Annotated in this window: 9 protein-coding genes; 5 read left to right on the plus strand and 4 right to left on the minus strand. The window is 73.9% G+C overall.

The genetic code is table 11. The features are described from left to right. Positions 1–13 precede the first annotated feature (13 nt). The 3 genes from LG396_RS05620 to LG396_RS05630 form a co-directional block, all read right to left on the minus strand. The gene (locus LG396_RS05620; RefSeq protein WP_225793872.1) at positions 14–1,210 is read right to left on the minus strand and encodes a Kelch repeat-containing protein; all 1,197 of its coding nucleotides are present in this window, start codon (positions 1,208–1,210) and stop codon (positions 14–16) included. Continuing rightward, positions 1,207–10,530 (minus strand): Tc toxin subunit A-related protein, encoded by a 9,324-nt coding sequence (locus LG396_RS05625; RefSeq protein ID WP_225793873.1) that lies wholly within the window; start codon positions 10,528–10,530, stop codon positions 1,207–1,209. The genes LG396_RS05620 and LG396_RS05625 overlap by 4 nt, the downstream gene beginning before the upstream one ends. A gap of 62 nt (positions 10,531–10,592) precedes the next feature. After that, positions 10,593–17,675 (minus strand): SpvB/TcaC N-terminal domain-containing protein, encoded by a 7,083-nt coding sequence (locus tag LG396_RS05630; RefSeq protein WP_225793874.1) that lies wholly within the window; start codon positions 17,673–17,675, stop codon positions 10,593–10,595. Between the two features lie 282 nt (positions 17,676–17,957). Here LG396_RS05630 and LG396_RS05635 point away from each other — a divergent pair, with 282 nt between their 5' ends. Together LG396_RS05635 and LG396_RS05640 are read left to right on the plus strand one after the other, a co-directional pair. Next, a complete protein-coding gene (locus LG396_RS05635; protein ID WP_225793875.1) occupies positions 17,958–18,488 on the plus strand; it encodes a GNAT family N-acetyltransferase in 531 nt (176 codons plus the stop codon). A 164-nt stretch (positions 18,489–18,652) separates the two neighbouring features. Next, the gene (locus LG396_RS05640) at positions 18,653–18,844 is read left to right on the plus strand and encodes a hypothetical protein (RefSeq protein WP_225793876.1); all 192 of its coding nucleotides are present in this window, start codon (positions 18,653–18,655) and stop codon (positions 18,842–18,844) included. Between the two features lie 87 nt (positions 18,845–18,931). Here the strand turns inward: LG396_RS05640 and LG396_RS05645 are convergent, their stop codons facing one another. Beyond that, the gene (locus LG396_RS05645) at positions 18,932–19,594 is read right to left on the minus strand and encodes an HNH endonuclease family protein (protein WP_037748515.1); all 663 of its coding nucleotides are present in this window, start codon (positions 19,592–19,594) and stop codon (positions 18,932–18,934) included. Between the two features lie 313 nt (positions 19,595–19,907). Here LG396_RS05645 and LG396_RS05650 point away from each other — a divergent pair, with 313 nt between their 5' ends. From LG396_RS05650 to LG396_RS05660, 3 genes are all read left to right on the plus strand, one after another. Next, positions 19,908–20,354, plus strand: coding sequence for a hypothetical protein (locus LG396_RS05650; protein ID WP_225793877.1), 447 nt, complete (start codon positions 19,908–19,910; stop codon positions 20,352–20,354). Between the two features lie 75 nt (positions 20,355–20,429). Then, the gene (secD, locus tag LG396_RS05655) at positions 20,430–22,691 is read left to right on the plus strand and encodes a protein translocase subunit SecD (protein ID WP_225793878.1); all 2,262 of its coding nucleotides are present in this window, start codon (positions 20,430–20,432) and stop codon (positions 22,689–22,691) included. A gap of 123 nt (positions 22,692–22,814) precedes the next feature. After that, positions 22,815–25,211, plus strand: a complete 2,397-nt coding sequence (locus tag LG396_RS05660) for a M9 family metallopeptidase (RefSeq protein WP_225793879.1) — start codon at positions 22,815–22,817, stop codon at positions 25,209–25,211. The last annotated feature ends 103 nt before the right edge of the window (positions 25,212–25,314 follow it).

A 25,314-nucleotide genomic window follows, 5' to 3' on the forward strand; every position in this document is an offset into this window, starting at 1 on the left:
CCCTGCCCGCCCGTCAGGCCGTGAAGAACTCCGTGCCGTCCGTCACCACGTCGCCGTTGTCGGGCACCCCGGCGCCCGACCTGACCAGCCCGCCCGCCACCAGCACCGCGCCGTCGGCGAGTTCGGCCGCGGCGAAGGCCCACCGGCCCTCGACCATGCCGCCGGTGGGGGTCCAGGTCCGCGCCTGCGGGTCGTAGACCTCCGCGTTCTGGTAGCCGACGTCGAAGGTGGCGTCGTCGGTGCCGCCGATCACGAGGAGCCGTCCCGAGCGCAGCAGGACCGCCCGGTGGCTGCTGCGGCCCGTGGACATTCCCTCGGCCGCGCTCCACGCCCGGGTCGCCGGGTCGTACCGTTCGGTGGTCCACTGGCTGTAGGGGTTGTACGTCCAGTCGTCCTGGAGTCCGGGGCTGTCGCCGCCGGTGACCAGCACCGTGCCGTCCCGCAGCAGGGTCGCCTGGTGGCTCTTGCGTACGGAGCGGAGGTCGCCGGCGGGGGTCCAGGCGTCGAGGGCCGGGTCGTACACCTCGCAGAAGGACTGGCCCGCGTACAGGCCGCGGCCGATCGGGGTCATACCGCCCGGGACCAGGACGGTCCCGTTGCGCAGGAGTACGGCCGGGTGGCCGGCGCGTGCGTCGTTCATCGGTTCGGCGGTGACGGTCCACTCCCCGGTGGCGGGGTCGTAGACCTCCGCCGAGGTGAGCGCACTCTGGGAGAGCGCGGAGCGGGGTGCCAGGCCGCCGGCGATGAGGACCCGGCCGTCGGCGAGCAGCGTTGCGGAGTGCGCGAAGCGGGCCTCGTGCATCGCGCCTGTGGCGGTCCAGCCGCGGGTGGCCGGGTCGTAGACCTCGGCGGAGCTGACGCCCGGCTGGGACACGCCGCCGTACGGGCCGCTGAGGCCGCCCGCGGCCAGGACCCGCCCGTCGGACAGCTTCGTCAGGGTGTGCAGACGGCGGGAGACCGACAGCGGGGCGGTGGGCCGCCACTCCTTGGTGGCCGGGTCGAAGAGGACGGCGGTGTCCTGCGCGTTGCGGGCACGCTCCTCGCCGCCCGCCATCAGGACGGTTCCGTCGGCGAGGGTGAGGGCGCCGGCGCCCGCGCCGGCCCAGTATGTCGGGCCGGGCAGCTTGCCGGCGGCGCTCCAGGTGCCGGTGGCCGGGGCGGCGCCGGCGGCAGGGGTGTGTCCCGCGGCCAGGGAACGGTGGGTGCTCACGGCGTTGTCTCCTCGGGTCGGGCGGCGGGCGGGGGTTCGGTGATCTCGTACGGACACACCAGGACCAGGTCGGTCACCGCCTCCGGGTTGAGCCGGTCGCCGGTGCGCAACTCCTCGGGCAGGGCCCGGATCGCCTCGCGGGTCACCGTCACGGTCACCGTCGCGTCGTCGCGCACCTGGAGGGCGACCCCGGTGAGCGCGGCGTGCGGCTGGCCGTCCAGGACCGGATCGGCGGCCAGTCCGCCGTCCGCCAGACCGCCTGCCGAGGTGGTGACCCGCACCGGCAGCACCCCCTGGAACAGCCGCAGGTACGGGGTGTCGGTGCCCGGCGCGGTGTCCCGGGACAGCACCAGCACGACCTCGGCCCTGCCGATCCGGATGCCGAAGTCCCGGAAGAGGTACGGGAAGCGGTCCTTCGTGACGGCGAACTCCAGCGCCGCCGGCTCCGTACCGGCGGGGGAGAGGAAGCGGGCCCACCGGTCCGCGTACTCCCGCCGTCCGCTGAACGCGCGGAACAGGCCCTTGCCGCCACCCGCGTGCACCCAGCGGGTGAGCCCGGCGCGCAGGTCGTCCCCGGCGGCCTCGGCCAGCGTCGGCCCGCCGTCGCGGGCGGTGTAGCGCACGTGCAGCACCACGTCGGTGACGGAGGCGTAGTCGAACTGCCGGAACTTCGCCGGCAGTTCGAGCTGCCACTCGCTGATCACGCCCTCCCCTTCGAAGGGCAGGTACCGCTCGTCGTGCAGGTCGGTCTCGAAGAGTCCGGCATCGTCCTGGCCGGTGCTGGTGACGATGGACTGCACGGGTCCCGTGTGGTCGCGGAAGCGCGGGTCGGCCGCCTTGTCGCGGCCGTACGGCTGTCCGCCGGAGATCCGCGGGTCGATCCGGACGCTGCTGCGCAGCAGCCGGGCGGTCAGGTTGACCGAGGTGTACGGGCCGGCGACGCACGGCACCGTGAGGGCGACGCTCTTGATCCGCCGCTGGTAGTGGCCGGGCCCGTCGACGTCGAAGAGCGCCTCGGGCAGCGAGACGTAGCAGCGGCCGGTCTCCTTCAGCCGCAGCAGTGCGGCCGGGTCGAACTGCGCCAGCGAGATCCGCTTGGTCAGCTCGAACTCGCGGGCGTCGGCCTCCAGGTACGCGGCGTCCATCCGGCTGAGGTCGGCTGCCAGGCGGTCGCCGGCGAGCAGCCCCTTGTGCAGGCTGTCCCAGTATCCGAAGGTGATGAAGTCCGAATCGGCGACGCCCAGTTCGTGCCGCCACGAGCGCTCGGCGCGCTTCGCCACGTCGTAGGCGAGCTGGTACGCCTGGAAGTACGTGGTGGATAGCTGCCCGGCCAGCCAGTCGTACAGCTCGGTGCTGGTGAACTTGCCCTTGAGGAAGTCCGCGACCTCCCGCGCCTGCTCCCGCTGCTTGTCGTGGTTGTCCAGCTCCCGTTCGGCGACGGCGTGGCGGATCTCGGCCGCGGCGGTCTCCTTGTCGAGCTGGGCGCCCTCCAGCTGCGCCTGGCCGGCCTGGAAGGCCCAGTCCTCGGCGCGGCGCTGGAAGCCGCCCTGGGTCTGCGCCACCGACGCCTGGGTGGTCAGGTTCGAGGCGTAGGAGCTGAGCGAGCCGGACGAGCTGTTGATGGCGCCGGTGAGGTTGCTGCCGCCGAACCACAGGCCCAGGGTGAACGGCGAGCCCGTCTTGGCCTCCGGGATGAGGCTGGTGACGGTGCCGAGGGCCTGAATGCCCGTCGCGATGTACTGGTAGGTCTTCGCCGTGGCGGACAGGTCGGCGTACGAGGTCTCGTACCCGTTCACGTACTCCCGGGTCGCGTAGTACTCGCGCCGGTGCTCGGCGACGGCCCGGGCCCGTACGGCCGCGTCGTACGCCTCGTTCGCCTCCCGCACCTGCTGCTTGCGCACGTCGCGGGCCGCGTCGAGCAGCGCGATCTCGTGCCCGGCGCGCAGCCGCGCGAGCGCCTCGCCGTCCCGCTTCTCCAGCGCTTCCAGCAGCCGGGAGCCGAACTCCCGGACCTGCCCGGCGAGTTCCTTCGCCTGTGCGGCCACGGTCGCGAAGCGGTAGTGCGGCAGGGGGGCGCTGATGTCGTCGAGGACCTGGCCCAGGTCGACGCCCGCGGCGGCGGCCCGCGCGAGCAGCGAGGGGTCGATCGGCGGGCCGAACAGGGGCGTGGCACGCAGTACGCCGTCGATGTCCAGCGAGTTGCGGATCTTGAAGAGCCTGTCGCCGACCGTGTCCCAGTAGCCGGCGAGCTTGTCGTTGCGGGGGAGGCAGAAGTACTGCAGCCAGCGGAGGTTCACCCCCGGCAGCAGGCTGGGCGTCACCTCGCCGCGGGGGCCGACGGCGCTGCCGGCGAGCAGGTTCTCGACGGCGACGACCGCGTCGGCGAGCGGCCGGTCGCTGTTGAGGAGCTGCCGGTAGCTCTGCGGGTCCGGGGTGCGGCGGGTGATCTCCTCCGGGGGGCGGCCCAGCAGTTCGGCGGCGAGGACGTAGAGCTGGGTGGCCTGGTTGATGGTCTCCAGGGTGTCCTGGCGGAACAGCTGGTCGCCCCAGGCGATCAGGTTGTCCAGGTACTTCATCACCACGGCCTTCTGGTAGGCGGTGGTACGGGTGCGGGCGACCACGTCCGGCTGGAACGGGTTCCGCAGCCAGTTCCGCACCGCCTGCAGCGTCTCCTCGTCGCCGCCCGCGGCCTTCTCCAGGACCTGTTCGATGCGCTGCTCGTAGTAGGTGTCGCTGCCCGCCTCGAAGAAGGGCTTGGTGATCCAGAAGCGCTGCGGCCGTTCCACCTCGGTGTCCCGGTTCGTGGGGTCGAAGATCCGGTGGAACCACTTCAGCGCCTCGTCGAAGCGCCGGTCGGCCGACAGCCGCTCGGCGATCAGCAGCGGCACGTGGAAGAACAGCTCCCAGTTGTACTCGGCGTAGGAGTCGCCCAGCGCGAACGCGACGGGTTCGGCGGGGTACGGCTTGATGATCCGGTCCCGGTCACCGGTGTGCGGGTTGTACATGTCCGGCGAGGCGAAGTCGAACGGCCCCGTCCACCAGTCGGGGTGCAACTGGAGGTTCCGGTCGTACACGCCGGCCAGGCCGTGGCGCGCGTATTCGTCGAGGAACGCGCCGGTGTGCGGGTGGTACAGCGGTACGAACCGGAAGTCGACCCGCGTGTCCAGTGCGGCGCCGAAGGCGCCGTCGCCCAGCGACCCCCCGGCCGCGGCCGGGCCGGGGCCGAGGGCCGGCGGGCCCGGCACGTCCTGCCCCTCCAGGAGGTAGGTGCGCCTGCCGTCGGAGAAGTACTGGAGGTAGCGCTGCGACGGGTCGCCGAACTGCTGCGACTCGTAGGTGCGGTACAGGTGCGGGCCGGGGGTCGCCTGGAGCAGGTAGACGCTCCTGGGCTGCCCCGGGATCGCGGTCGGGTCGATGATGGACATGTGGCCCCAGGCGAGGCCCGGGAGGATCTCGTCCTCGACGCGCTCGTTGTAGGAGATGTTGGTGAAGTCCGTACGCGGCACCGGCATCGGGCCGGTGTACGTCTCCCGCGGCCTGAGCTCCATCGAGTAGGTGTAGACGCTGTTGCGCAGGCTGAAGCGGAAGTTCCCCGAGATGTGGTGCGTGGGGTTCGGGGAGATGACGTCGCTGTACACCAGCCACAGCAGCAGGTCCCCGGTCACGGCGTCGATCTCGGGCAGCAGCACGTACGTGTCGATGTTGGCGGCGGCGGGGATGCCGAACTTCAGCTGGGTGACCAGCGCGCCGTCGGCCAGCTTCTTGGCCTCCCAGCCGCCGTCCGCGTACCGGCTCCAGTGGAGCTGGATCTTCCAGTAGTGCAGCGGGTCCGGGAGTTCCGCGCCCGGTTCGATCTTGAAGGGGACCTTCTCCTGCTGCTCGGTCAGCGACGTCCAGAACAGGTACAGATGACCGTTCCACACGATCGGGACGATCGCGTCGGTCTCGAATTCCAGGTCGACCTTCTCCCAGGGCGACCAGGTGGTGCGGTCCTCCCAGCGGCGGAAGTAGTGGCTGCCGGGCGACGACTCGGTGCGGGCGAAGACGTACACGGTCTCGCCGTCCGGCCTGGCGTGCCGGTACGAGCCGATGGGCCGCAGGTGCGCGAGGTCGTCGAGCTTCTCCAGATAGTGCAGGAACGCCTTCTCCGCGTGGGCCCCGGTCAGCTCCTTCTGCATCAGCTCGTTCTCCAACTCCGCGAACTGCGGCGACTTGCCGGGCCGCAGATCCGGCTCGAAGTAGTTCTCGGGGTAGAGGAAGACCTTCTGGTTCGCCTCCCACAGCCGGTACGCCTTCATCCACTCCCAGCGCTGCCAGTACTCCGCGTCGGGGTGGACGGAGATGTCCTCCAGGTTGAGCTGGATGCGCTGGATGTAGAGCTGCACGCTGAAGATCGCCTGCGCGATCCTCGTGGTGAGCTGGGCCGGGCCCATCTCCACGTCGACGAGGAAGTAGTCGAAGAGCGTGTTGGTGTCGTGCCAGTAGGGCTCGTCCCGGTGGTCGCGCAGGGGGTTGGCGATCAGGTGGCCGACCAGTGCCGCCCGCTGCTTCTCGCGCAGCGCGTCGCGCAGCGTCCCGCCGGCCGCGGGCCAGTCGCGCAGGCTGTGCCGGGCCTTCGCCGCCTGCCAGGCCGACTGCGCGGCCTCCGGGGCGAGGTCCGGCGGCAGCCACTCGGCCGCCCGCTCCGCGGACACGCCGAGCTTGTGCACCAGGGTGATCGCGGTGAGCAACTGCAGCAGACCCTCCTCGCCGTAGAAGTCGGCGGGGGCGGTGAGGTCCAGCAGGCCGCTGCCGGTGAGCACGTCGAGGTCGGCGCGGTCCCACTGCGTCTGCCGGGCGAGTTCGGCGAGCACGTCCGCGGCCACGGCGCCGGGGACGCGGGCCGCGGCGAACACGGCCTTCAGGGTGGGCGCCCGGCCGGGGACGCGGTCGCGGAGCCGGGCCAGTCCCAGCAGCCGTACGAACCGCGCGAACAGCGGCGACGGGCCGGGCAGGACTTCCGTCGGCAGCGCGTTCGGGTCGAGCCAGCCGGCGGACGGCGCGTACCGGAAGATCCACGGGATCTCCTCGGCCGTCACCCGCAGCCGGTTGAGCAGCAGCGCCACGCGGTGCACCAGCGTCAGGGTCGTGAACTGCTCGGGGAAGCCCTCGGGCGTCACCGCCACGGCCGGGTCGCTGCCGACGAACCGCGGCGCGAGGAAGTCCTGCAGCGCGGTCGGCTTCGACGGCGACCGCAGCCACGTGCCGAGCAGCACGTCCGCGCTCGCCGCGTCCAGCCCCGCGGCCTGGCCCACCTGCTGCTTCACCGTGATCTCGCTCAGCACGCGGCGCAGATACGGGTTCAGCCGCTCCAGCACGAGCTGGAAGCGGGCGGCGGGCGAGGTCCGGCCGTCGAACAGGGCGCGCCGGTCGGCGGCGGTGAGGAACACGTCGGCGGGGGCGGGCGGTTCGTCCTGGACCTGCGCCAGGGTGTCGACGGCCATCCGGTACGCGTCGTCGTCCCAGGCGGCGCGCACCGCGGCGAGGTCGTCGGGCGGCAGATAGGCGCGTGTGCACAGCGCTCTGCGGGACACGTCGTAGAACACCGTGCCCGACAGCTTCGCGGGGAGTTGGAGCGCGGGCGGCTCGGTGTCCAGCGGCGCGGCGTACAGCGGCGGGCGCAGCGCCTTCATCCGGGTGGCGGTGAAGGTGCGGGGTGCGTCGTGGAGGGTCTTCACCGCGGTGCGCCAGGCGGCGGTCGCGCCGGGCAGTGCGGTCAGGGTGTCCCGCTGGGCGTCGGTCATCGGCCCGGTGAACACCAGCAGCGCCGTCTCGGCGTCGTAGCGGACGGGGAAGCCGGAGAGCGCGTACAGCGCGTCGGGCACGGCATCGACGGAGACGGTGTACTCCAGGGTGCCGAGCAGGGTGGAGACGGCCTCCTGGACGAGCGCGGTGTCCCAGCCGAGCAGCGCGAGGTCCTTCTTGGTCAGCTCGCCCTTCTCGTCGCTGGTCTGCGCCGTCTGCTGGTGGACGGCCTGCAGGGCGCCGCGCAGCGCGGTGAGCGTCGCGGACAGGGCGTCGGCCGCCGGGACCGGGCTGTCGTGGGCGGGCACGCCGGCGGTGAGCACCGCGTCGGCCTCGGGCACGGTGAAGCCGCGGGCGGCCAGCGCGTCGACCGCGTCGAGGAACCGCTCGGTGGCGACGACGAGCGCGTCGACCGGGGGCAGCGCCGCCGTGGGCGCGTCGGGGTGGCCCGGCCGGAGGAGGGCCCGGCCGGTGGTGAGTTCGGGCTCGTCGCCGCCGCCGGGCGGGGGCAGCAGGGAGTGCGCCGGGTGCGTCATCGGCAGGCCGGAACTCAGCTCCGGCTCCCCGCCGTTGAAGGGATCAGGCGGTACGGGGAAGGGGCCGCCGCCTCCGTACAGCTCGATCAGCCGCAGCAGGTCGGCGATCGACATGTCCAGCGTGCGGGCGAGGACGACCGTCCGGTACAGGGCGGACAGGTTCGCCAGGGTCAGCAGCCGGTTCGGGGCCACCGAGCGGGGGCCGGTGATCAGCTCGGCCAGTTCGGCGTCGGTGACCTCCAGGACGGCGAGCAGCGCGGAGGTGACGGCGGGCGCGAGCAGGTCGCCGACGACCGCCACCTCGGTGCGGGCGGCGTTCAGCGCGAACGGGCTGACCTGCCCGGGTTCGAGCTGCACCACGGTCGGGTCCAGGAACAGCCGGTCGTACAGCGGCGGTCGGTCCGCCGTCGCGTACGGGTGGGTGGGCAGCGGCCCGTAGAAGACCAGCACCTGTTCGCGGGTGAGCCGCAGCCGGTCGGCGAGCCGCCGGACGGCGACGACGCCGCGCAGGGCCGTCGCGTCCAGCCGGCCCCGGGTGCCGGCGGACATCAGCACGAGGTCGAGGTCGAGGGCCGGCCAGCCGAGCGCCCGCTGGAGGCGGACGAACCGGTGGAGGCGGTCGAGGAACGCCGGGTCGAGACCGGACAGGTAGAGGTTGTTCGTGTCGCAGGCCGGTCCGCCGTCGCTGCCGATGACGTGCACCGCGCCGTGCGGGTTGACGAACCGGGTGTCCAGGATCGTCACCAGGTCCGCGTAGCGCATGCCGGTCGCGTCCAGCATCCGCCGCACGACGGTCAGGTCGAGGACCAGGGCGTCGGGTGAGGTGTCGGCCGGCCGGCCGTAGAACTCCGCGAGCGTACGGGCCGGATCCAGCGGCTCGCCCGTCACGATCCGCCCCCCGGCCGGCGGCAGTCCGGCGCGCTCCACGGCCACGGTGGTCCCGGTCGCGGTGGCGGGGCGCAGCACGGCCAGCAACTCCTCGCGTGGCACGCCGAGATGGGCCAGGGAGACCCGGGTCTGCTCGCGCCACAGGTCGAAGGGCAGCCCGAACGGGTGGACGGCCCGGCGCAGCACCTCGTACGCCCCCGCGTTCACGTGCTGCGGCTGGGCCCGCAGGTGTGCGGGGTCACCGCTGGTCTGCCGCTCGGTCGCCGGGATGTGGACGGGCGAGACGACGTCTTCCAGGAGTTCGTTCACCAGGTCGACGTACGGGAGTTGCAGGTTGGTGTTGTCGCAGGTCAGCTCGGTGTCCCAGAGGTCGGGCCGACGCCGGTACAGCGCGTTGGCGACGTGGCCCTCGTCGCCGGGGGGCCCGGGGTCGCCGTAGCTGCCGAGGTCGCGGAGCGACAGCAGCAGGTCGACGAGGTACGCGGCCTGGCCGTGCACGGAGCGGCAGTCGGAGCAGGCGCAGTAGTCCACCGAGCCGAACAGCTCCTCCCAGTCGGGGATCTGCGCGGCGAGTCCGGCGGAGCCGGCGGGGGAGGACAGCCACGGCATGTCGAAGTGGGCGGCGGTGCGCAGGTCGGCGACGAGGGTGACCGAGGCGGCGTGCACCTGCCCGGCACGGGCGTGTACCGCCCGGGCGTGCTCCTCGCCGAGGGCGCCGGCGAGGTGCCGGACGAAGGTCTCCCGGCCGGCCCTCGCCACCGCGTACGCGGAGTGGTAGCCCCTGTCGCGCAGGGCCTGCACCGCGTCGTACCGCGGGGTGAGGGCGGCCAGGCGCTGGACGCCCGCGAGTTCTTCGCGCGCGGACTCGTCGGGCACCGTGACGGCGTCGACCCGGGTGGTGGTCAGGTCGAAGCCCGGGTGGCCGGCGAGGAACCGCGCGGCCGGCGAGCCTGCCGCGGCGGTGGCCACGCCGTGGGCGAGGTGGGCCCCGGGATGGGCCTGGGCGACGAGTTCCGCGACGAGTTCGCCGTACGCGCCCTCGGCGGGTGCGTCGTCGTCCGCCGGGCCCAGCAGGGTCCGTACGGAGTCCGGCACGCCCGCCTCGGCGGCCAGCGCGGCCCAGTCCGCGCCGCCGAGCCGGACCAGCCGGGACGGGTCCGCCGGCGCCTCGGCGCCGAGCCGGTCCAGCAGGGCCCCGACGAGCGGCACGTTGCCGCCGGTGGCCGCGCCGAGGTGCAGCGCGAGCCGCAGCCGGTCCGCCTCCGCGGCCGGCAGCCAGGACCAGAACGCGGGCCCGTCCCTCCGGTCCAGCCAGCCGCGGTAGATCTCCGCGCGGCGGTCCGCGGCGGGCACCGCGAGCGCGAACAGCTCCGCGACCGGCGTGCCCGACCCCGGCTCCGGCGCGGCGACCGCGGCCACCTCCTTCTCCCGCAGCCCGCGGACGAAGTCGTCGGCGGCGCTGGGCCCCGGGACGCGGATCACGCCCGCGTCACCGGCGGCGAGCAGCGTGTCCCGCAGGCCGGCCGGCGCGGTCCGTGCCAGCGCAGGCAACTCCGGCGGCAGGCCGAACCGGACGAGCCCGTAGAACAGTTCGGCGGGCAGCCCCGTGGCGGCGGCGTGCCGGGCGGCGGTGGCCGCGTACCCGATCCGGGCGCGGCTGCGGCCCGTCGCGCGGGCCAGGTAGCCGAGATCCTGCGGGGCGCCGTGCGGGGTGACCTCTGCCAGCGGCACCCCGTCGAGCAGCGGCGTGAGTTCGGCCAGCAGCCGCTCGTACTCCGAGGTGCCGTCGGGCGGGAGCGTCAGTTCCACCCGCTCGCGGGGGCCGGGCCCGGGGCGTACCAGCTCCGCGGTGTGCTCACCGCCGCCGGGGCGCGCGGCGGTGGCGCGGACGACGAGGTCGGCGGAGGTCTCGGGGGCGGGGTAGGTGAGGCGGTACGTGCCGTCGGCGCCGGTGACGGCGTGCCCGGCCGGCGACTCGGACCGCAGCCGGCGCAGCGCGGCGGTCACCGCCACGCCGGCGGCGGGCGATCCGTCGTGGCGGAGCACCGCTCCGCTCAGGGCGTACGGCGCGGGCCCCTCGGACCCGGCGGCGTCAGTGTGCGTGCCGGACATGTGTCCTCCCCATCTGCTCCGTCGCCGCCGTCGGTGTCGTCACGAGAACCCCTTCGTCGCCGTCATCGCTGCACGTTCGCCGCGGGGACACTCCGGTACTGCTGCGGGACCTCCCGCAGCTCCAGCGTCAGTCCGGGGTTGAAGTAGAACGTCGCCTCCGGCCCACGCACCCGGTAGCCGATGCCCGTCTGCCGGGCGAGCGCGCTGAAGTACCCCTGGCACGACGCGCAGGCGTCGCGGTTGACCTGGATCTCCGTCTGCACCACGTACCCGGTGATCGGGTTGATGGTGTACGGCGCGAACAGCGCCGCCTTCTTCTCCGCGTGGGAGGCGTCGGCGCTGCCGGACACCCCCCGGTCCCGGCCACCCTGCGGGCGCAGCCGGTAACCGGGCAGGCCCTGGGCGATGTTGTAGACCTCCAGGGCACCCCGGGTCTTCGCGGTGTGGTCGGTCCGTACGCCGTTGGCGGTCAGCGCGTCGGTCCGCTTCTCCACCTGCTCGGGCAACTGCATCGGTTCCAGGACGAAGGCGCCGAGGTCGATGGCGCGGGGCTCCGCGACCGGGAAGCGTCCCCCCGTCATCTCGTTCAGGGACTCCCGGATCTGCTCCCGGTACATGTCCTGGAGCGCGGCCCGGGCGGTCCACTCCGCCCGCAGCTTCTCGCTCTCCTGCTCGATGCCTTCGAGTTCCGCCTCCGACACGCGCGGTTCGCGGACCGTCACCTCGCTGCCCTGGAGCACACCGAGGGACTTCATGAGGCTTGCGGTCTCCAGGGAGATGAGCTGCGTCCGGTTGCCCGTCCGCACCTCGACCAGGGGCTGCGACGTGAGCCTCTCCGCGAGTCCCTCCTCCCGCACCTCCATGGGCCCGGAGGGCGCGGGTCTGTCGGTGAGCACCTCGCCCGACCAGTCGGGGTGGCCGACGATGACGACCTCCGGGATGACGTGGACGCCGGCCGGCGCCTCTGTCGTCGACCCCGTGCGCGGCCCCTGCGGCTGCGTCTCGCTGCGCGACTGGGTGCCGGAGGGGTCGGAGAGCGCCACCGGGTTGTTCCGCGCGTACGCGTACACGTTCGTCCCGTCGGCGAAGCCCGCCGGGTCCGGGCTCGTCCACCGCCCCAGCCACGGCGCGAGGTAGCGCGCCCCGTGGTACGTGAACCCCGTCTCCTCGTCCCGCTCCTTGCCCGTGAACCGGTACCGCTTGCGGCTCACCGTCCCGGTCTCCGCGTGGAAGGAGGTCGTCCCGTACGGGTGGTACTCCTCGTAGCTCAGCACCGCCCCGTCCTGGTCGGCCTCCAGCACAGAACCGCCCAGGTGGTCGGCGAACTGGTAGCGCAGCACCGGACGCGGCACCGGTACGGGCCGGCCGCCGCGCACCGTGACGGTCTCCGCCAGCGCCACGCGCCCCGCGCCGTCCGCGACGTGCAGCGTCCCCCGCTCCTCGACGGACCGCCCGGCCGCCGTCCTGCGGTACGTCTCGGTGTTCCCCAGGTACGTCCGCGTCTCGGTGGTGCCGCCGCGCCGCGTCGTGGCCCGCACCCGCCGGCCCTTCATGTCGTACTGGTAGAAGGTGTCGCCGCCACCGCCGAGGGTCGCGTGCGCGAGCCGGTTCTCCACGTCCCAGTCGAGCGCGGCCAGGTGCGGCATCGCCGTGACGTTGCCGTTCGCGTCATACGCGTAGACCGCGGAGAACGTGCCCTCCGGGTCACCGGGCAGGCTGCTGGCGCGGAGGCGGTCGCCGTCGGCCGCGGTGTCGTGGCGGCGGGTCCAGCTCCCGCCGCTCGCGGTGTGCGTGACGGTGCGGATGTTGCCGCAGTCGTCGTAGGCGTAGGTCTCCGTGTACGGGCGCAGCGCGGAGCTGTCGTTGGCGTGCGGGACAGGCGCGAACGGCACGTCGGCCGCGCCGGGTTGCGCCGTCTGCCCGACGTGCTCGCGGCCGGTCGCCGACACCAGCCGGTAGACCGGGTCGTGGGCGTAGGTGCGGCGCGAGCCCACGGCCGTGTTCCGGAAGAAGACGGTGTCCTGCGACGGGTCGTCGACCACCACCACGTTGCCCACGGGGTCGTACGCGTAGGCCAGCCGCTGCCAGGCCGCGCCGTCGGCCGCCGTGGTGTCCGCGGCGGCGAGCCGGAACGTGTCGCGCTCGTAGGCGTAGGCGGTACGGGCCCCGCAGCCGTACTCGATCAGCGTGCGCCGGCCGCGCTCGTCGTAGTCGACGTTCCCCACGATCGGGGTCCACGTACCGGTGCCCCGCACGTCGGCCTCCACCTTCTCCACCAGGCCGGCCACGTTGTACGCGGGCCTGGTGCGGCTGCCGTCCGGGTCGGTGGCCAGGGTGGGGCGGTCGAGGGCGTCGTACGCGGTCGTTGACCGGTGGGCGGCGCGCTCCAGCAGCGGGGCGGACAGCGCCAGCGCCGCCACCGGGTCGTCGATGCCCGCCAGCGCGGACCAGTCGGGCTCACCTTCGGGGTCGGCGGCCAGCCGGCGCACGGTGGCCAGCACGTTGCCCTTGAAGTCGACGTCCTCGGTGCGCACCGCCCCGGCCCCGTCGAACACCAGGCACAGCCGGGTGAGCAGGTTGCGGGCCCGGCCGTCGGCCAGCGACTCGCCGTAGTAGTAGCGCAGCCGCAGCCGCTCGGACTCCTCGCCCGGCGCGGTGGCGCTGGAGTGCGCGGGCCGCCGCAGCTCGTCGTACCCCCACCACATCTCGCTGCCGCGGCCGTCCCAGCCGCGCACCGGCTTGCCGAGCACGTCGACCAGGCTCCACCGCTCGCCCGCGGCGGCCCCCGCGGTGTGCGCGGCGTGGCCCAGCATGCTGAAGTCCTGGGCGAGGGCGAGGAGTCCGCGGGCGTCGACGACTTCGCGCTCCCGGCCCTGGATGTCGCGCCGGACCTCGGTGGTGAGACGGCTGCCGCCGCCGTTGTCCTGGACGGTCAGATGCGGGTGGCCGAGCGTGTCGTAGCGGACCTCGGTGTACGTGCCCGCGTGCGCCAGCGCCTGCCGGGCGGCCCGCCCCTGCGGATCGGTGTCCGGCAGCCCGGCCCGCTCGGCGTACCAGCGGCTGTCCCGTACCGTGTCGTTGCGGTCCCAGTCCTGCCGCTCCCACGGCGTGAACACCACCTCCGACCGGGTGCCGTCGGGGAAGTCGGTGCGGACCAGGCGGCCGAGCGGGTCGTAGCGCAGTACCGGGGTCACGCCCCGCCGGACGAGTTCGTCCTCGGTGTCGAAGCCGCTGTCGGGCGCGAAGTACGGCTCGTACTGCCGGATCGGGTTGCCCTTGTTGTCGTACACCGTGCGGCCGGTGCCCACCCAGCGCTCGGCACCTCCGCCCGGCGCGGGCTCCGCGCGGGCCTTCGTCAGCATGTCGCGCCCGCTGCCGTCCAGGTAGGTCCACGTGTCCTGCCGGGGCGAGTCCGGGTCGCGGTGCCGCTCGCGGGTGGAGACGTGGAACCGGACGGGAGTCGCGGCGAGGTCGTACGCGACCGTGGAGGTCGGGTCGTCGCCGGCCGCCGCCTCCGGCGTGGAGGTGTCGAGCACGTCGCCGTCCGAACCGCCCTCCTTGCCGAGCACCGCGGTGGCGACGACCAGGCCGAGCGCGTCGTACCGCACGCCGGTGCGGTTGCCGTTGGGGTCGGTGAGCAGCCAGGGCCGCATGACGCGGTAGTGCGGGGTGGCCTCGGCCCTGTTGCGCAGCGGGTCGTACACCCGCACGGGCAGCAGGTGGTTCTCGTCGTACTCGGTCTCCCACTCGGCGCCGAACGGGTCGACGTACAGCGTCGGCAGGTAGAACTCGCCGGGGTCGGGCACCTGCCGCCCCGACGGCGCCCACCACCCGGCGCCCTCGGCCCGCCGCACGTAGCCGGCCTCGCGCAGGTCCGCATCGCCGACGCGGTCGCCGTACAGGGCGGCGGTCTGGCCGGGGGCGAACGCCAGCCGGTAGGTGCGCCACGGCAGCGCGCGCAGCCCGGGGGAGCCGAGGGGGAGTTCGGCGCCGAGGTCGTCGGAGGCGTAGGTGGTGAGGGTGCGCGAGACCAGCCGGCGCTGCGGCTCACCGCCGGACAGCTCCTCGTGGTACGGAACCTCGTGGCGCGCCGCCTCCGCGAGGCCTGCGAGGAGGTGGCCGGCCGCGAACGGCTCGCCCGGGGTGCGCGGCGCGACCCCGCCGATCTCGTAGTCGCGGCTCTCCACGGGCACGCCGATCCGCCAGCGGTCCGCCGCGGCCGTGTCGTTGGCCACGGCCCGCTCGGCCACGGTGAGCCGCAGCCGGCCCTGCCCGGGGTCGGCGGGGGACTTGCGGGGGTAGGCGATCCGCGCCGACTTCAGGACGTTGCCCCAGGTGTCGACCTCCAGGGTGACCTCGTGGACGGTGCGCGGATCGTCCGCCTGCCGCTCGGTGTACACCGTCAGCGCCTCGCCGGGGTGGACGAACACCACCGCGTGCCCGCCCGCGCCCGCGGGCTGCACCAGCCGCACCCGGGGGCTCGACTCGACCACGGAGTACGGGCGCCGCTGCTTCGCCGTGCCGTCCTCGGCGTACGTCTCCGCCCGCAGCACCTGCCCGCGCAGCGCCCGGGCCGCCTCGCGCTCCTCGGCGGGGGTGAGGCCGGGCGGCAGCGGGGTGCCGGGCAGCAGCGGGCCGCCGTACTCGTCCGCGTACGGGGTGCCGAGCCGGTTCCGGTCCGGGTACCAGCCGGTGTGCTGCCAGCGCCGGACCACCGCCGGCGGCTGGTGCAGCTCGCCGGCGGCGGTGGTGAGCGCGTCGCGCTGCTCGACGTACCCGAAGCCGCGGAACTCCCGCTCCGCGCCGTCGAAGTAGCCGTGCCGGTAGCGGTACGCCGCGGCCAGTTCGGTGCCGGCGACGGCGTCGTACGTGACGGTCTCGGCGACCACCTGGACGGGGAACGGCAGCCGGGTCAGCCAGGGTTCGCCGCGCGCCTCGTCGGCCAGGTGGAAGTCGGTGGAGGAGGCGTACCGGACGGTGGTGACCCGGCCCGTCCCGTTCTCCGTGCGGTTCAGCAGGTGAGGCTTGCCGCCGGCCATCAGGTCCACGTAGCGCACCTGCGGCTCGCCGTCCGGCCGGGGTTCGGCGACGACGAGGCAGGCCGTGCCCTGCCCGAGCACGTCCGCCACCGAGGCCAGCGCGAGGGCGCCGGTGTGCCGCACCCCGTCGACGTGCTCGGGCGGGGCGAAGGAGTTGCCCGCCTGGTTGAACCACAGCCGCACGCCGTCCGGGCCGAGGTAGAGGACGTCGGCGGGCGCGCTGCCGTCGACGTCGGCGAGCCGGATCCGCCGCTGGTCGAAGCGGTCCGGATGGTCGAAGACGGGCGCGTTGTCCATGGCGACCCTGGGCCCGAAGCGGCCGTGGCCGAGGCTCGGCCAGTACGCGATCTCGCCGTTGCCGATCCGCACCAGGTCGGTGAGGCCGTCGCCGGTCATGTCCGCGAGGTACACGCTCTGCTCGGCGTCGGCGAACAGCAGCCGCGGCCCGTGCTCTTCGGTGCGCCCCGCGGCGACGGTCTCACCGTCGCGGAACCCGTCGGCGCCGGCGGACGGATACCAGGTGAGGCCGTCGTCGGCGGTGACGAGCACGTCGGCGAGGCCGTCACCGGTGAGGTCTGCGAACCGCAGGTTCGCGTCGTCCCAGTCCAGCGACGGCAGGTGGCGGAAGGTCGCGAAGCCGGCCCAGCCGCGGTCGGGGGTGCGCTCGTGGTACCCGGGATCACCGGAGCCGCCGCTGCCGGAGCCGCCGCCCCCGCGGCTCCCACGGCTCCCGCCGCCGAGGCGGACGACCGCGGGCCGCCCGTCGCCGTCGAGGTCGAGCAGCTGCCGCCCGGCCGCCCCGCCCGGCAGCGGATCGACGGGCCGGGGCGGACCGAGGCGCCCGCCGCCGAGGTTGCGCCGGTAGTACCAGGCGCCGCCCTGCTCGGCGAGGACGCCGGCGATCCCCTCGCCGTCGAGGTCCGTCCACCGGTACGGGCCGTCGAGCCGTACGCCGCCGTCGTCGGACGTCAGCGAGCCCACCGCGCCGGACACCGTCCGCTCGGTGTACCCGAAGGAGACCCGGGGAAGATCGGCGGACCGGTACCCTCCCCGCCCGTCCGGCACGTAGCCGCGGTGGGTGAGGGAGACCAGTTTGGTGACGGCCGGGTCCTCGTCGTACCCGAGCAGCAGGGCGCTCACCAGCTGCGGCCGCGGCCCGAGTGCGGGGATCCGGTGGAACGTCAGCACGCGGCGGCAGAGCCGGTGGGTGCGGACCTCGAAGCCGGGCCGGCGGGTGGAGAACGGATCGGCGCGCACGGGCCACGGGCGGACCTCGTCGGGCGCGGGCGCGTCCTCGCGGTGCTCCCCGTAGTCGAGCACCACCTCGAAGCAGAAGCCGGCGGCGGCGCCGGGCTCGGTGTTCCCGTACCGGATGCGCTTGAGGTACCGGTTGGCGACACGGGTGCGGTTGCGCTCCTCGGGCGCGGCGGTGTCGACGCCGGCGCGGTCCTCGGCCTTGTACTCGTACACGGTGACGTTGCCGCGGTCGTCCTCGGTCCGCTGGAGCAGCCACCGGTACACGCGGCGGTCCGGGTCGGCGGGGTCGGCGATCCGGGCCTGCGGGTCGCGCCCGTAGACGCTGGTGGCGTTGTCCCGCGACGTCACGCGCCAGTGCAGGTCGCCGCTGCCGCGGTGCCGCCACTGCTCGATCCGCAGGAACGCGCCCTCGGTGCGCGGCCGGTACGCGGTGACGTCGTACGCGCCGTCGGTGCGGGGCGCGGGCACGGCGGCCGGGACCAGGTCCTCCGCACCGGACAACTGGAAGACGTCGCCGTCGAGATACCGCGGGACCCCCTTGTCGGTGCGGCGGGAGATGGCCGGCACGTCGAGCGACCAGCCCAGCCCGAAGGGCGAGTTGCCCGCCCCGGAGTCGTAGCCGAGGGCGAGCGCGGGCTCGGCGCCGCGGGCCGGCGAGACGGCGAGCGGCACGGAGAGGGAGGGGGTCCCGGACACCGGGTCGGTCGTGAACTTCTCTCCCATGCCCCGCAGCGCCCCGCCGGCCTTGGGCAGCGACAACGCCGGCAACTCCCGTGTGCCCCCGGCCTCCTGGCCGCCCGCCTCCCCGTCCCCGGACACCGCCGCGCCACTGGTCCGCCCCTCACCCATACGTCCCTCCCCGGGCCGCCGAGCCGAGTAATCGCGCTCAGAGTAGGGAGGGGAATCGGGACAGAGTGCGTGTCAAGAGCGCATAGGCACCTGAAAGACTGAGCGCGCGAGACCACGCACACGCCCGGCGCACACGGCCCGGGCCACACGCGTCGGGCGCGGCGGTGGAACAGGCCGGCCCCACATGGACGGTCACCGCTCACACCGCCGCCGCGCGAGCGCCACCGCGGGGACGGGGAAAACCAGGGGACTGCGGGTGGGGGGTGTGGGTAGGGTCGGGCGGTGCCTGAGCTGGAGCGGCTGCGTGCCGGTCATGCCCCCGCGGTGCTGGCCTTCGAGCTGGCGAACCGCGCCTACTTCGCCGCCGCGGTCCCGGACCGCGGCGACGCCTTCTTCGACGCCTTCCCCGACCGGTTCGACGCCCTGATGGCCGAGCAGGAGGCGGGTGTCTGCGCGTTCCACGTACTCGTCGACCCCGACGGCCCCGTGCTCGGCAGGTTCAACCTCATGGACATCGAGGACGGGGCCGCGGAACTCGGCTACCGGGTCGCGGAGCACGCCGCGGGCCGCGGCGTGGCGACCGCGGCGGTCCGCGAGCTGTGCCGGCTGGCCGCCGACCGGTACGGGCTGCGCGTGCTGCGGGCGGCCACCGTGCACGGGAACGTCGCGTCGCAGAGGGTGCTGGCCAAGGCCGGGTTCGTGGCCGCCGGCCCGGCAGACCCCGTGCACCTCGGCGGCAAGCCGGGCACGTGGTACCAGCGCGACCTGCCCGCCGGCGTCCAGGCCGGCCCCGGGGCCCCCGGCGGCCGGTAGGCCCTCCCGGTCTGCGGGGCGTCGCCGGCGGCGGCTGTGTAGCCTGGTCCGGACCGAGGCCGAGGCGGCGGGTGGGGACGTGGGCGCCGGCCGACCAGACGGTGCCGGCCGCTTGCGCGGAGCCCGTAGGGGCCCGGGCCGGGAGCAGCGGGGAGATCGAGTTCGTGGCGACATGCAGGAAGTGCGGTGCGCGGAAGCGCCGCTGGCCCCGGTCCTGCCCGGCGTGCCGCGCCGGGTCCGGCAGGGCGGACGTGGCCGCCGAGGGCGCGGACGTGGCCGTGGCGGCGGGGGCGTTCGGCTGGATCGTCCGGGGGGTCACGGGACTCGTACGGCTCGTGACGCGCGCCCTCAACTGACCGCCGCGGCCGCACGGGGCACCCCGGCTGTGGGCGGGATGCCCCGGCGATCCGTTCCCGGAAGGGCCGGTTCCAGTACGAGCGGCTCTAGTACGAGCAGCGGCTGAGCATGCTCTGCACCGCGGACTTCTCCGCGGAGTCGATCTTCAGGTTCCAGCGGTACTTGGTGTGGATCCAGAACTTGGCGTATCCGCACCAGGAGGCGGTGCGCGGGGGCTTCCAGTCGGCCGGGTCGCGGTCGCCCTTGGAGCTGTTGACCTCGGTGGTCACCGCGATGAGCTGCGGGCCGGTGATGTCGTTGGCGAACTGCTGGCGGCGCGTCGTGGTCCAGCTGCTGGCGCCGGAGCGCCATGCCTCGGCCAGCGCGACGACGTGGTCGATGGAGATCTGTGCGGGCGAGCTGCGGGTGACGCCGTCGAAGTAGCTGTACCAGGAGCCGCCCGTGGGGTAGCAGTCGGCGCCGGTGGTCACGTTGGTGCCGTCGCGCTTGAGGACCGTCTCGCGGGTGTTGCAGGTGCCGGAGACCGTGGTCCAGTGGGGGAACAGGTCGCGGGAGTAGCCGCTCATCGAGCCTTCCGCGGCCACGGTCAGGCTGTTGAGCTCGGATTGCACCTGCGCCTTGGGCGGCACGTCCGGCGGGAACGCGGCCGCCGGCGGCGCCGCGCCGAGCGCGACGCCGAGGACGAGCGCCAGGAGGGCGAGCGCGGCCGTCCAGCCGCGCGGGGATATCGCCGGGGAACTGAGCAACATGGCCTCCAGTGGGGTGAGGAGGAGAATCCGCGACCGGTCGGGAACGCCGGCCACGCGGTACGCGCCCGCCGCACGGCGCCGGAACTGCCCTACGGTTGACACGGGTTCGAACCGGGGCGGTGCTGTCTACGCGAATAGACATGCCCATGACATGTCGTTGTCATGCACAGCGAAGGGTTGTGCCGACCGCCGCCGGCGCCCCGGCCCCGACGGCCCATGGCGGGGCCGGGTGTCTTTGTCGGGTGGGGGTGAGTAGCCTGGCCTATTCGTGCCCGCTCCGCGGGCCCCCGCCCGGCGACCGAGGAGACCGCGTATGAGCAGGTACGCGCACGCGGTCGGCGGCGGGGCCCGCTGGCGGGGCGTGGTCGTCGCCGTCGTGCTCGCCGTCGCCGGCGTGCTCGGCGTCGGGGCCGGGCAGGGCGGCGGGGCGACGGTCCACGGCGGGCTGTCGTACGGCGGGCCGTCGTCCTACGCCGCCGAGGCCGCCGGCGTCGCCGGCGACCCCGCACCGAGCGCGGACCAGCACCTTGCCGGCGCCCCCGGCACCGGGCCCGAGGACCACGCCGCGCCCCAGCAGGGCCAGCGCGGCGCCGCCGCGGAGCGGCCCTCCGCGCCGTACGTCGCCGCACCCCGGCCCCCGTACGACATCCCCCGGACGCCCTCCGTCCCCGCCCCGGCCCCGCCGGACGGCGGCACACTCCCGGGCTTCAGCCCCGCACCGGGCACGGAACGCGCACCTCCGCCGGCTCCAGGCAGCTGACACCACCCCTTTTCATCCACCCCGGCGCGCCCCGCGCACGCGGGCCGCCGCGCCATGCCTGGCTGGAGCAAACCCATGACACGCGCTTTCCGCGTGCGGGCCGTGCTGGCCCTCGCCGTTCTCGCCCTGTCCGCCACCGTCGCCCTGCTCGTGCCCGTACACCTGGGGCTCGACCTGCGCGGCGGCACCCAGATCGTCCTGGAGGCCCACGACTCCGACACCGCGAAGGCCGACGCGGACACCACCGACCACACCCTCGAAGTGCTACGCAACCGCATCGACGCGCTCGGCGTCACCGAACCCACCCTGACCCGCTCCGGCGACAAGCGGATCATCGTCGACCTGCCCGGCGTCCAGGACCCCCGGGAGGCCGCCGACCTCCTCGGCCGTACCGCCCAGCTCACCTTCCACCCCGTCCTCGGCATCGCGGCGGACGCGAGGGCCGACGGCAAGCCGGCGGACGGCAAGAAGGCGGACGGCAAGGACGAGGACGGCAAGGTGCTGCCCGACGAGGCCGGGCAGCCGCTGCGGCTCGGGCCCTCCGCGCTCACCGGCGCGGACGTCGCCGAAGCCGAGGCTCTCTTCGACACCCAGCAGGCCCGCGGCTGGTTCGTCACCGTCGGCTTCGACGGCGCCGGCGGCGACGAGTGGGCCGGGCTGACCGGCGCCGCCGCGTGCGCGTCCGCCGGGGACCCGGCGCGGCGCATCGCCATCGTGCTGGACGGCAAGGTCATCTCCTCGCCGCAGGTCGACCCCGGCGTCGGCTGCCGCACCGGCATCACCGGCGGCTCCACCCAGATCACCGGCGACTTCGACCGCGACGAGGCCCGCGAGCTGGCCCTGCTCGTCAACGGCGGCGCCCTGCCCGTGCCGCTGGAGACCGTCGAGCAGCGGACCGTCGGCCCGACCCTGGGTGCCGACGCCATCTCCGCCAGCGCCTGGGCCGCGCTCATCGGCGCCGCGCTGACCTCGCTGTTCATCGTCTTCGTCTACCGGCTGATGGGCTTCCTGGCCACTGTCGCGCTGGCCTGCTACGCCCTCGTCTCGTACGCCGCACTCGCCGCCCTCGGCGCCACCCTGACGCTGCCGGGGCTCGCGGGCTTCGTGCTGGCCATCGGCATGGCCGTGGACGCGAACGTGCTGGTCTTCGAGCGGGCGCGGGAGGAGTACGCCGGCCTCCGGCGGCCCACCGTCCGCACCGCGCTGGCGGGCGGGTTCCGCAAGGCGTTCAGTGCCATCGCCGACTCCAACGTCACCACGCTCATCGCCGCCGGCCTGCTCTTCTTCCTGGCCTCCGGGCCGGTGCGCGGCTTCGGCGTCACGCTCGCCATCGGCGTGCTGGCGTCGATGTTCTCGGCGCTGGTCGTCACCCGGGTGCTCGCCGAGTTCGCCGCGGGCCGCCGCTCCGTGCGGCGGCGTCCCGGCCGCTCCGGGATCGCGGGCCACGGCCGGGTACGGGCCTGGCTGGTCCGGCGCAACCCCCAGCTGATGCGGCACTCGCGCCGCTGGCTCGCGGTCTCCGGCGTCGCCCTGCTGCTGGCCGGCAGCGGCATCGTGCTCCGCGGGCCGGACTTCGGCGTCGAGTTCACCGGCGGCCGGCTCATCGAGTACTCGACCACCCAGCCCGTCGACGCCGACGAGGCCCGTACCGCGCTGGCCGACGCCGGGCAGCCGCGCGCCGTCGTCAACACCTCCGGCGACAGCGAGCTGACCGTCCGTACGGAGGAGATGTCCGACGACGAGGCGGCCGGGGTCACCGCCGCGGTGGTGGAGCTGGGCGGCGGCGCGGAGCTGGTCCGCGACGAGATGATCGGCCCCAGCCTCGGCGAGGAGCTGCGCACCGGCGCGCTCATCGCGCTCGGCGTCGCCCTGGCGGCGCAACTCGTCTACCTCGCCGTCCGCTTCCGCTGGACGTACGCGACCTCCGCCGTCGTGGCCCTCATGCACGACGCCGTCATCCTCGTGGGCGTCTTCGCCTGGCTCGGCAAGCCCATCGACGGCATCTTCCTCGCCGCCCTGCTCACCGTCATCGGCTACTCCGTCAACGACTCCGTCGTCCTGTACGACCGCGTCCGCGAACTCGTCGCCGGCGACCGGAAGAAGCCGTTCCGGGCGGCCGCGAACACGGGGATCCTGCAGACCGTGCCGCGCACGGTGAACACGGGCATGGGTGCCGTCTTCATCCTCGCGGCGCTGGCGCTGCTCGGCGGCGGGGCCCTCACGGACTTCGCGCTCGCGCTCCTCATCGGCATCACCGCGGGCACGTACTCCTCGGTCTTCACCGCCACCCCCCTGGCCATCGAACTCGACGCCATGACCGGCAAGAAGAGGCGGTGAGCGACGACTTCCTGCGCGACGCCTTCCTCGGACATGTGATGTGTGACATATTACTGCACCGTCATGCACGTGTTCATGCCAAGAATCTCGCAACCCGGGAGGCGGCAAGTGAGACGGAGACCGGTGAGACGGCGGGGGCCAGGAGTCCTCGTCCTGGCCCTGACCCTCAGCCTGGGCACGGGCCTGCTCGCCACGCAGGCACAGGCCGGGACGGCACCCGAACGCCCCGCGGCGCAGGCGCAGTCGCAAGCGCAGTCGCAGCCGCGGGCGCAAGGGCACCAGCAGGACCCCGGAAAGGCGCAGGCACCACCGCGGTCCTCGGCGGTCGCGCAGGACGGCGCCGAGCCCGAGCACGTCGGGAAGGGCGCGCAGAAGCCGCGGCAGCGCGCGCCGCTGCCCGCGTCGAAGGACGAACTGAAGCGGGACTACGACGGCCCCGCCACCTCCGCGCAGCGCGTCCGTCCGTCGATGAAGGCGGCCGGCAAGGGCGCGGCCGCCGAGGGCCGGGCGGCCGAAGGCGGGGCCGGCGCCGACGCGGCCGCCGCCGCGTGCAGCACCGGCGACTTCACCGGCCGCACCGGCAGCGCGCTGGTCGCGCAGATCAAGGCGTCGACCACCGACTGCGTCAACACGCTGTTCAGCCTGACCGGCGGCGACGCCTACTACGCCTTCAGAGAGGAGCAGATGACGAGCGTCGCGTACGCCCTGCGCGACGGCTCGTCCGCCTACCCCGGCAACAGCAGCACGGGCATGCCGCAGCTGGTGCTCTACCTGCGCGCGGGCTACTACGTGCACTGGTACAACGAGTCCGCGGTCGGCCCGTACGGCCCGGGCCTGACGACCGCCATCCGGTCCGGTCTGGACGCCTTCTTCGCGAGCAGCCACGCCTTCGACGTCAGCGACGCCAACGGCGAGACCCTCGCGGAGGCGGTGATCCTCATCGACAGCGCCGAGGAGAACGCCCGCTACCTGCACGTCGTCAAGCGGCTGCTGAACGGCTACAACAGCTCGTACGACGGCTCCTGGTGGATGCTCAACGCCGTCAACAGCGTCTACACGGTGCTCTTCCGCGGCCACCAGGTGCCGGAGTTCGTCAGCGCCGTCACCTCCGACCGCAGCGTGCTCACCACGCTGTACGACTTCGCCTCCGGGCACCTCGGCCTGCTCGGCACCGACCGCGGCTATCTGGCCTCCAACGCCGGCCGCGAACTGGGCCGATTCCTCCAGCACTCCGCCCTCCAGTCCGACGTCCGGCCCAAGGGCGCGGGGCTGCTGGGCCAGACCTCCATGACCGGCAGGACCGCGCCCCTGTGGGTCGGCTTCGCCGAGATGGCCGACTTCTACGACAGGGCCAACTGCACCTACTACGGCACCTGCAACCTCCAGGAGCGCCTGCTCGCCGCCGTACTGCCGATCAGCCACACGTGCAGCGGCAGCCTGCGCATCCGCGCCCAGGACATGACCGCCGCGCAGCTCAGCGAGTCGTGCGGCAGCCTGGCCGGCCAGGACGCGTTCTTTCACGGCATCGCGCGCGACAGCGGGCCGGTCGCGGGGGACCGCAACACCACCCTGGAGGTGGTCGCGTTCGACTCCAGCACCGACTACCAGACCTACGCCGGCGCGATGTTCGGCATCGACACCAACAACGGCGGCATGTACCTGGAAGGGGACCCCTCGGCCGCCGGCAACCAGCCCCGGTTCATCGCCTACGAGGCCGAGTGGGTGCGGCCCGCGTTCGAGATCTGGAACCTCAACCACGAGTACACGCACTACCTCGACGGCCGCTTCAACATGTACGGCGACTTCACCGCCAACGTCTCCACCCCGACGATCTGGTGGATCGAGGGCTTCGCCGAGTACGTGTCCTACTCGTACCGCAACCTGCGCTACGACGCCGCCCTCACCGAGGCGGGCCGGCGCACCTACGCGCTGAGCACGCTCTTCGACACCACGTACAGCCATGACCAGACCCGCGTCTACCGGTGGGGCTACCTGGCCGTCCGGTACATGCTCCAGTCCCACCGCGCCGAGGCGGACACCGTCCTCGGCCACTACCGCGCCGGCAACTGGAGTGCCGCGCGCAGCTATCTGACCGGGAGCATCGGCTCGCGCCACGACGGCGACTGGTACTCGTGGCTCACCGCGTGCGCCGCCGGCGAGTGCGGCGGAGGCGGCGGCGGTGGCGGCGTCACTGAGTGCACCGGCGCCGACACCCGTCAGATGGACCGCAACTGCAGGCGCAGCGGCGTCTCCGCGGCGGTGGGCGACTACGCGTACTTCTACCTCTACGTCCCGGCCGGCACCCGGCAACTGAAGATCACCGCCACCGGGGGCACGGGCAACGCGGACCTCTACTACAACAGCGCCACCTGGGCCACGACAGGCGGCTACACCAGCAGGTCGACGGGGCCGGACAACAGCGAGACCCTGACGGTGAGCAACCCGCCGGCGGGATACAACTACCTCAGCCTCGCCGCCGCCGCCGACTTCAGCGGGGCCACGGTCACCACGGAGTACTGACCGGGTAGCGACCGGGCGGCGGCCCGGTAACGGCGGAAGGGCACCACGACGACAGCGGAGGGAGGAAGCCGGGGGAGCCCGGGTGGCGAGCGGAGCGCACCAC

The organism is Streptomyces aculeolatus (genome assembly GCF_020400605.1).
In the GTDB taxonomy this organism is placed as follows: Bacteria; Actinomycetota; Actinomycetes; order Streptomycetales; family Streptomycetaceae; genus Streptomyces; species Streptomyces aculeolatus.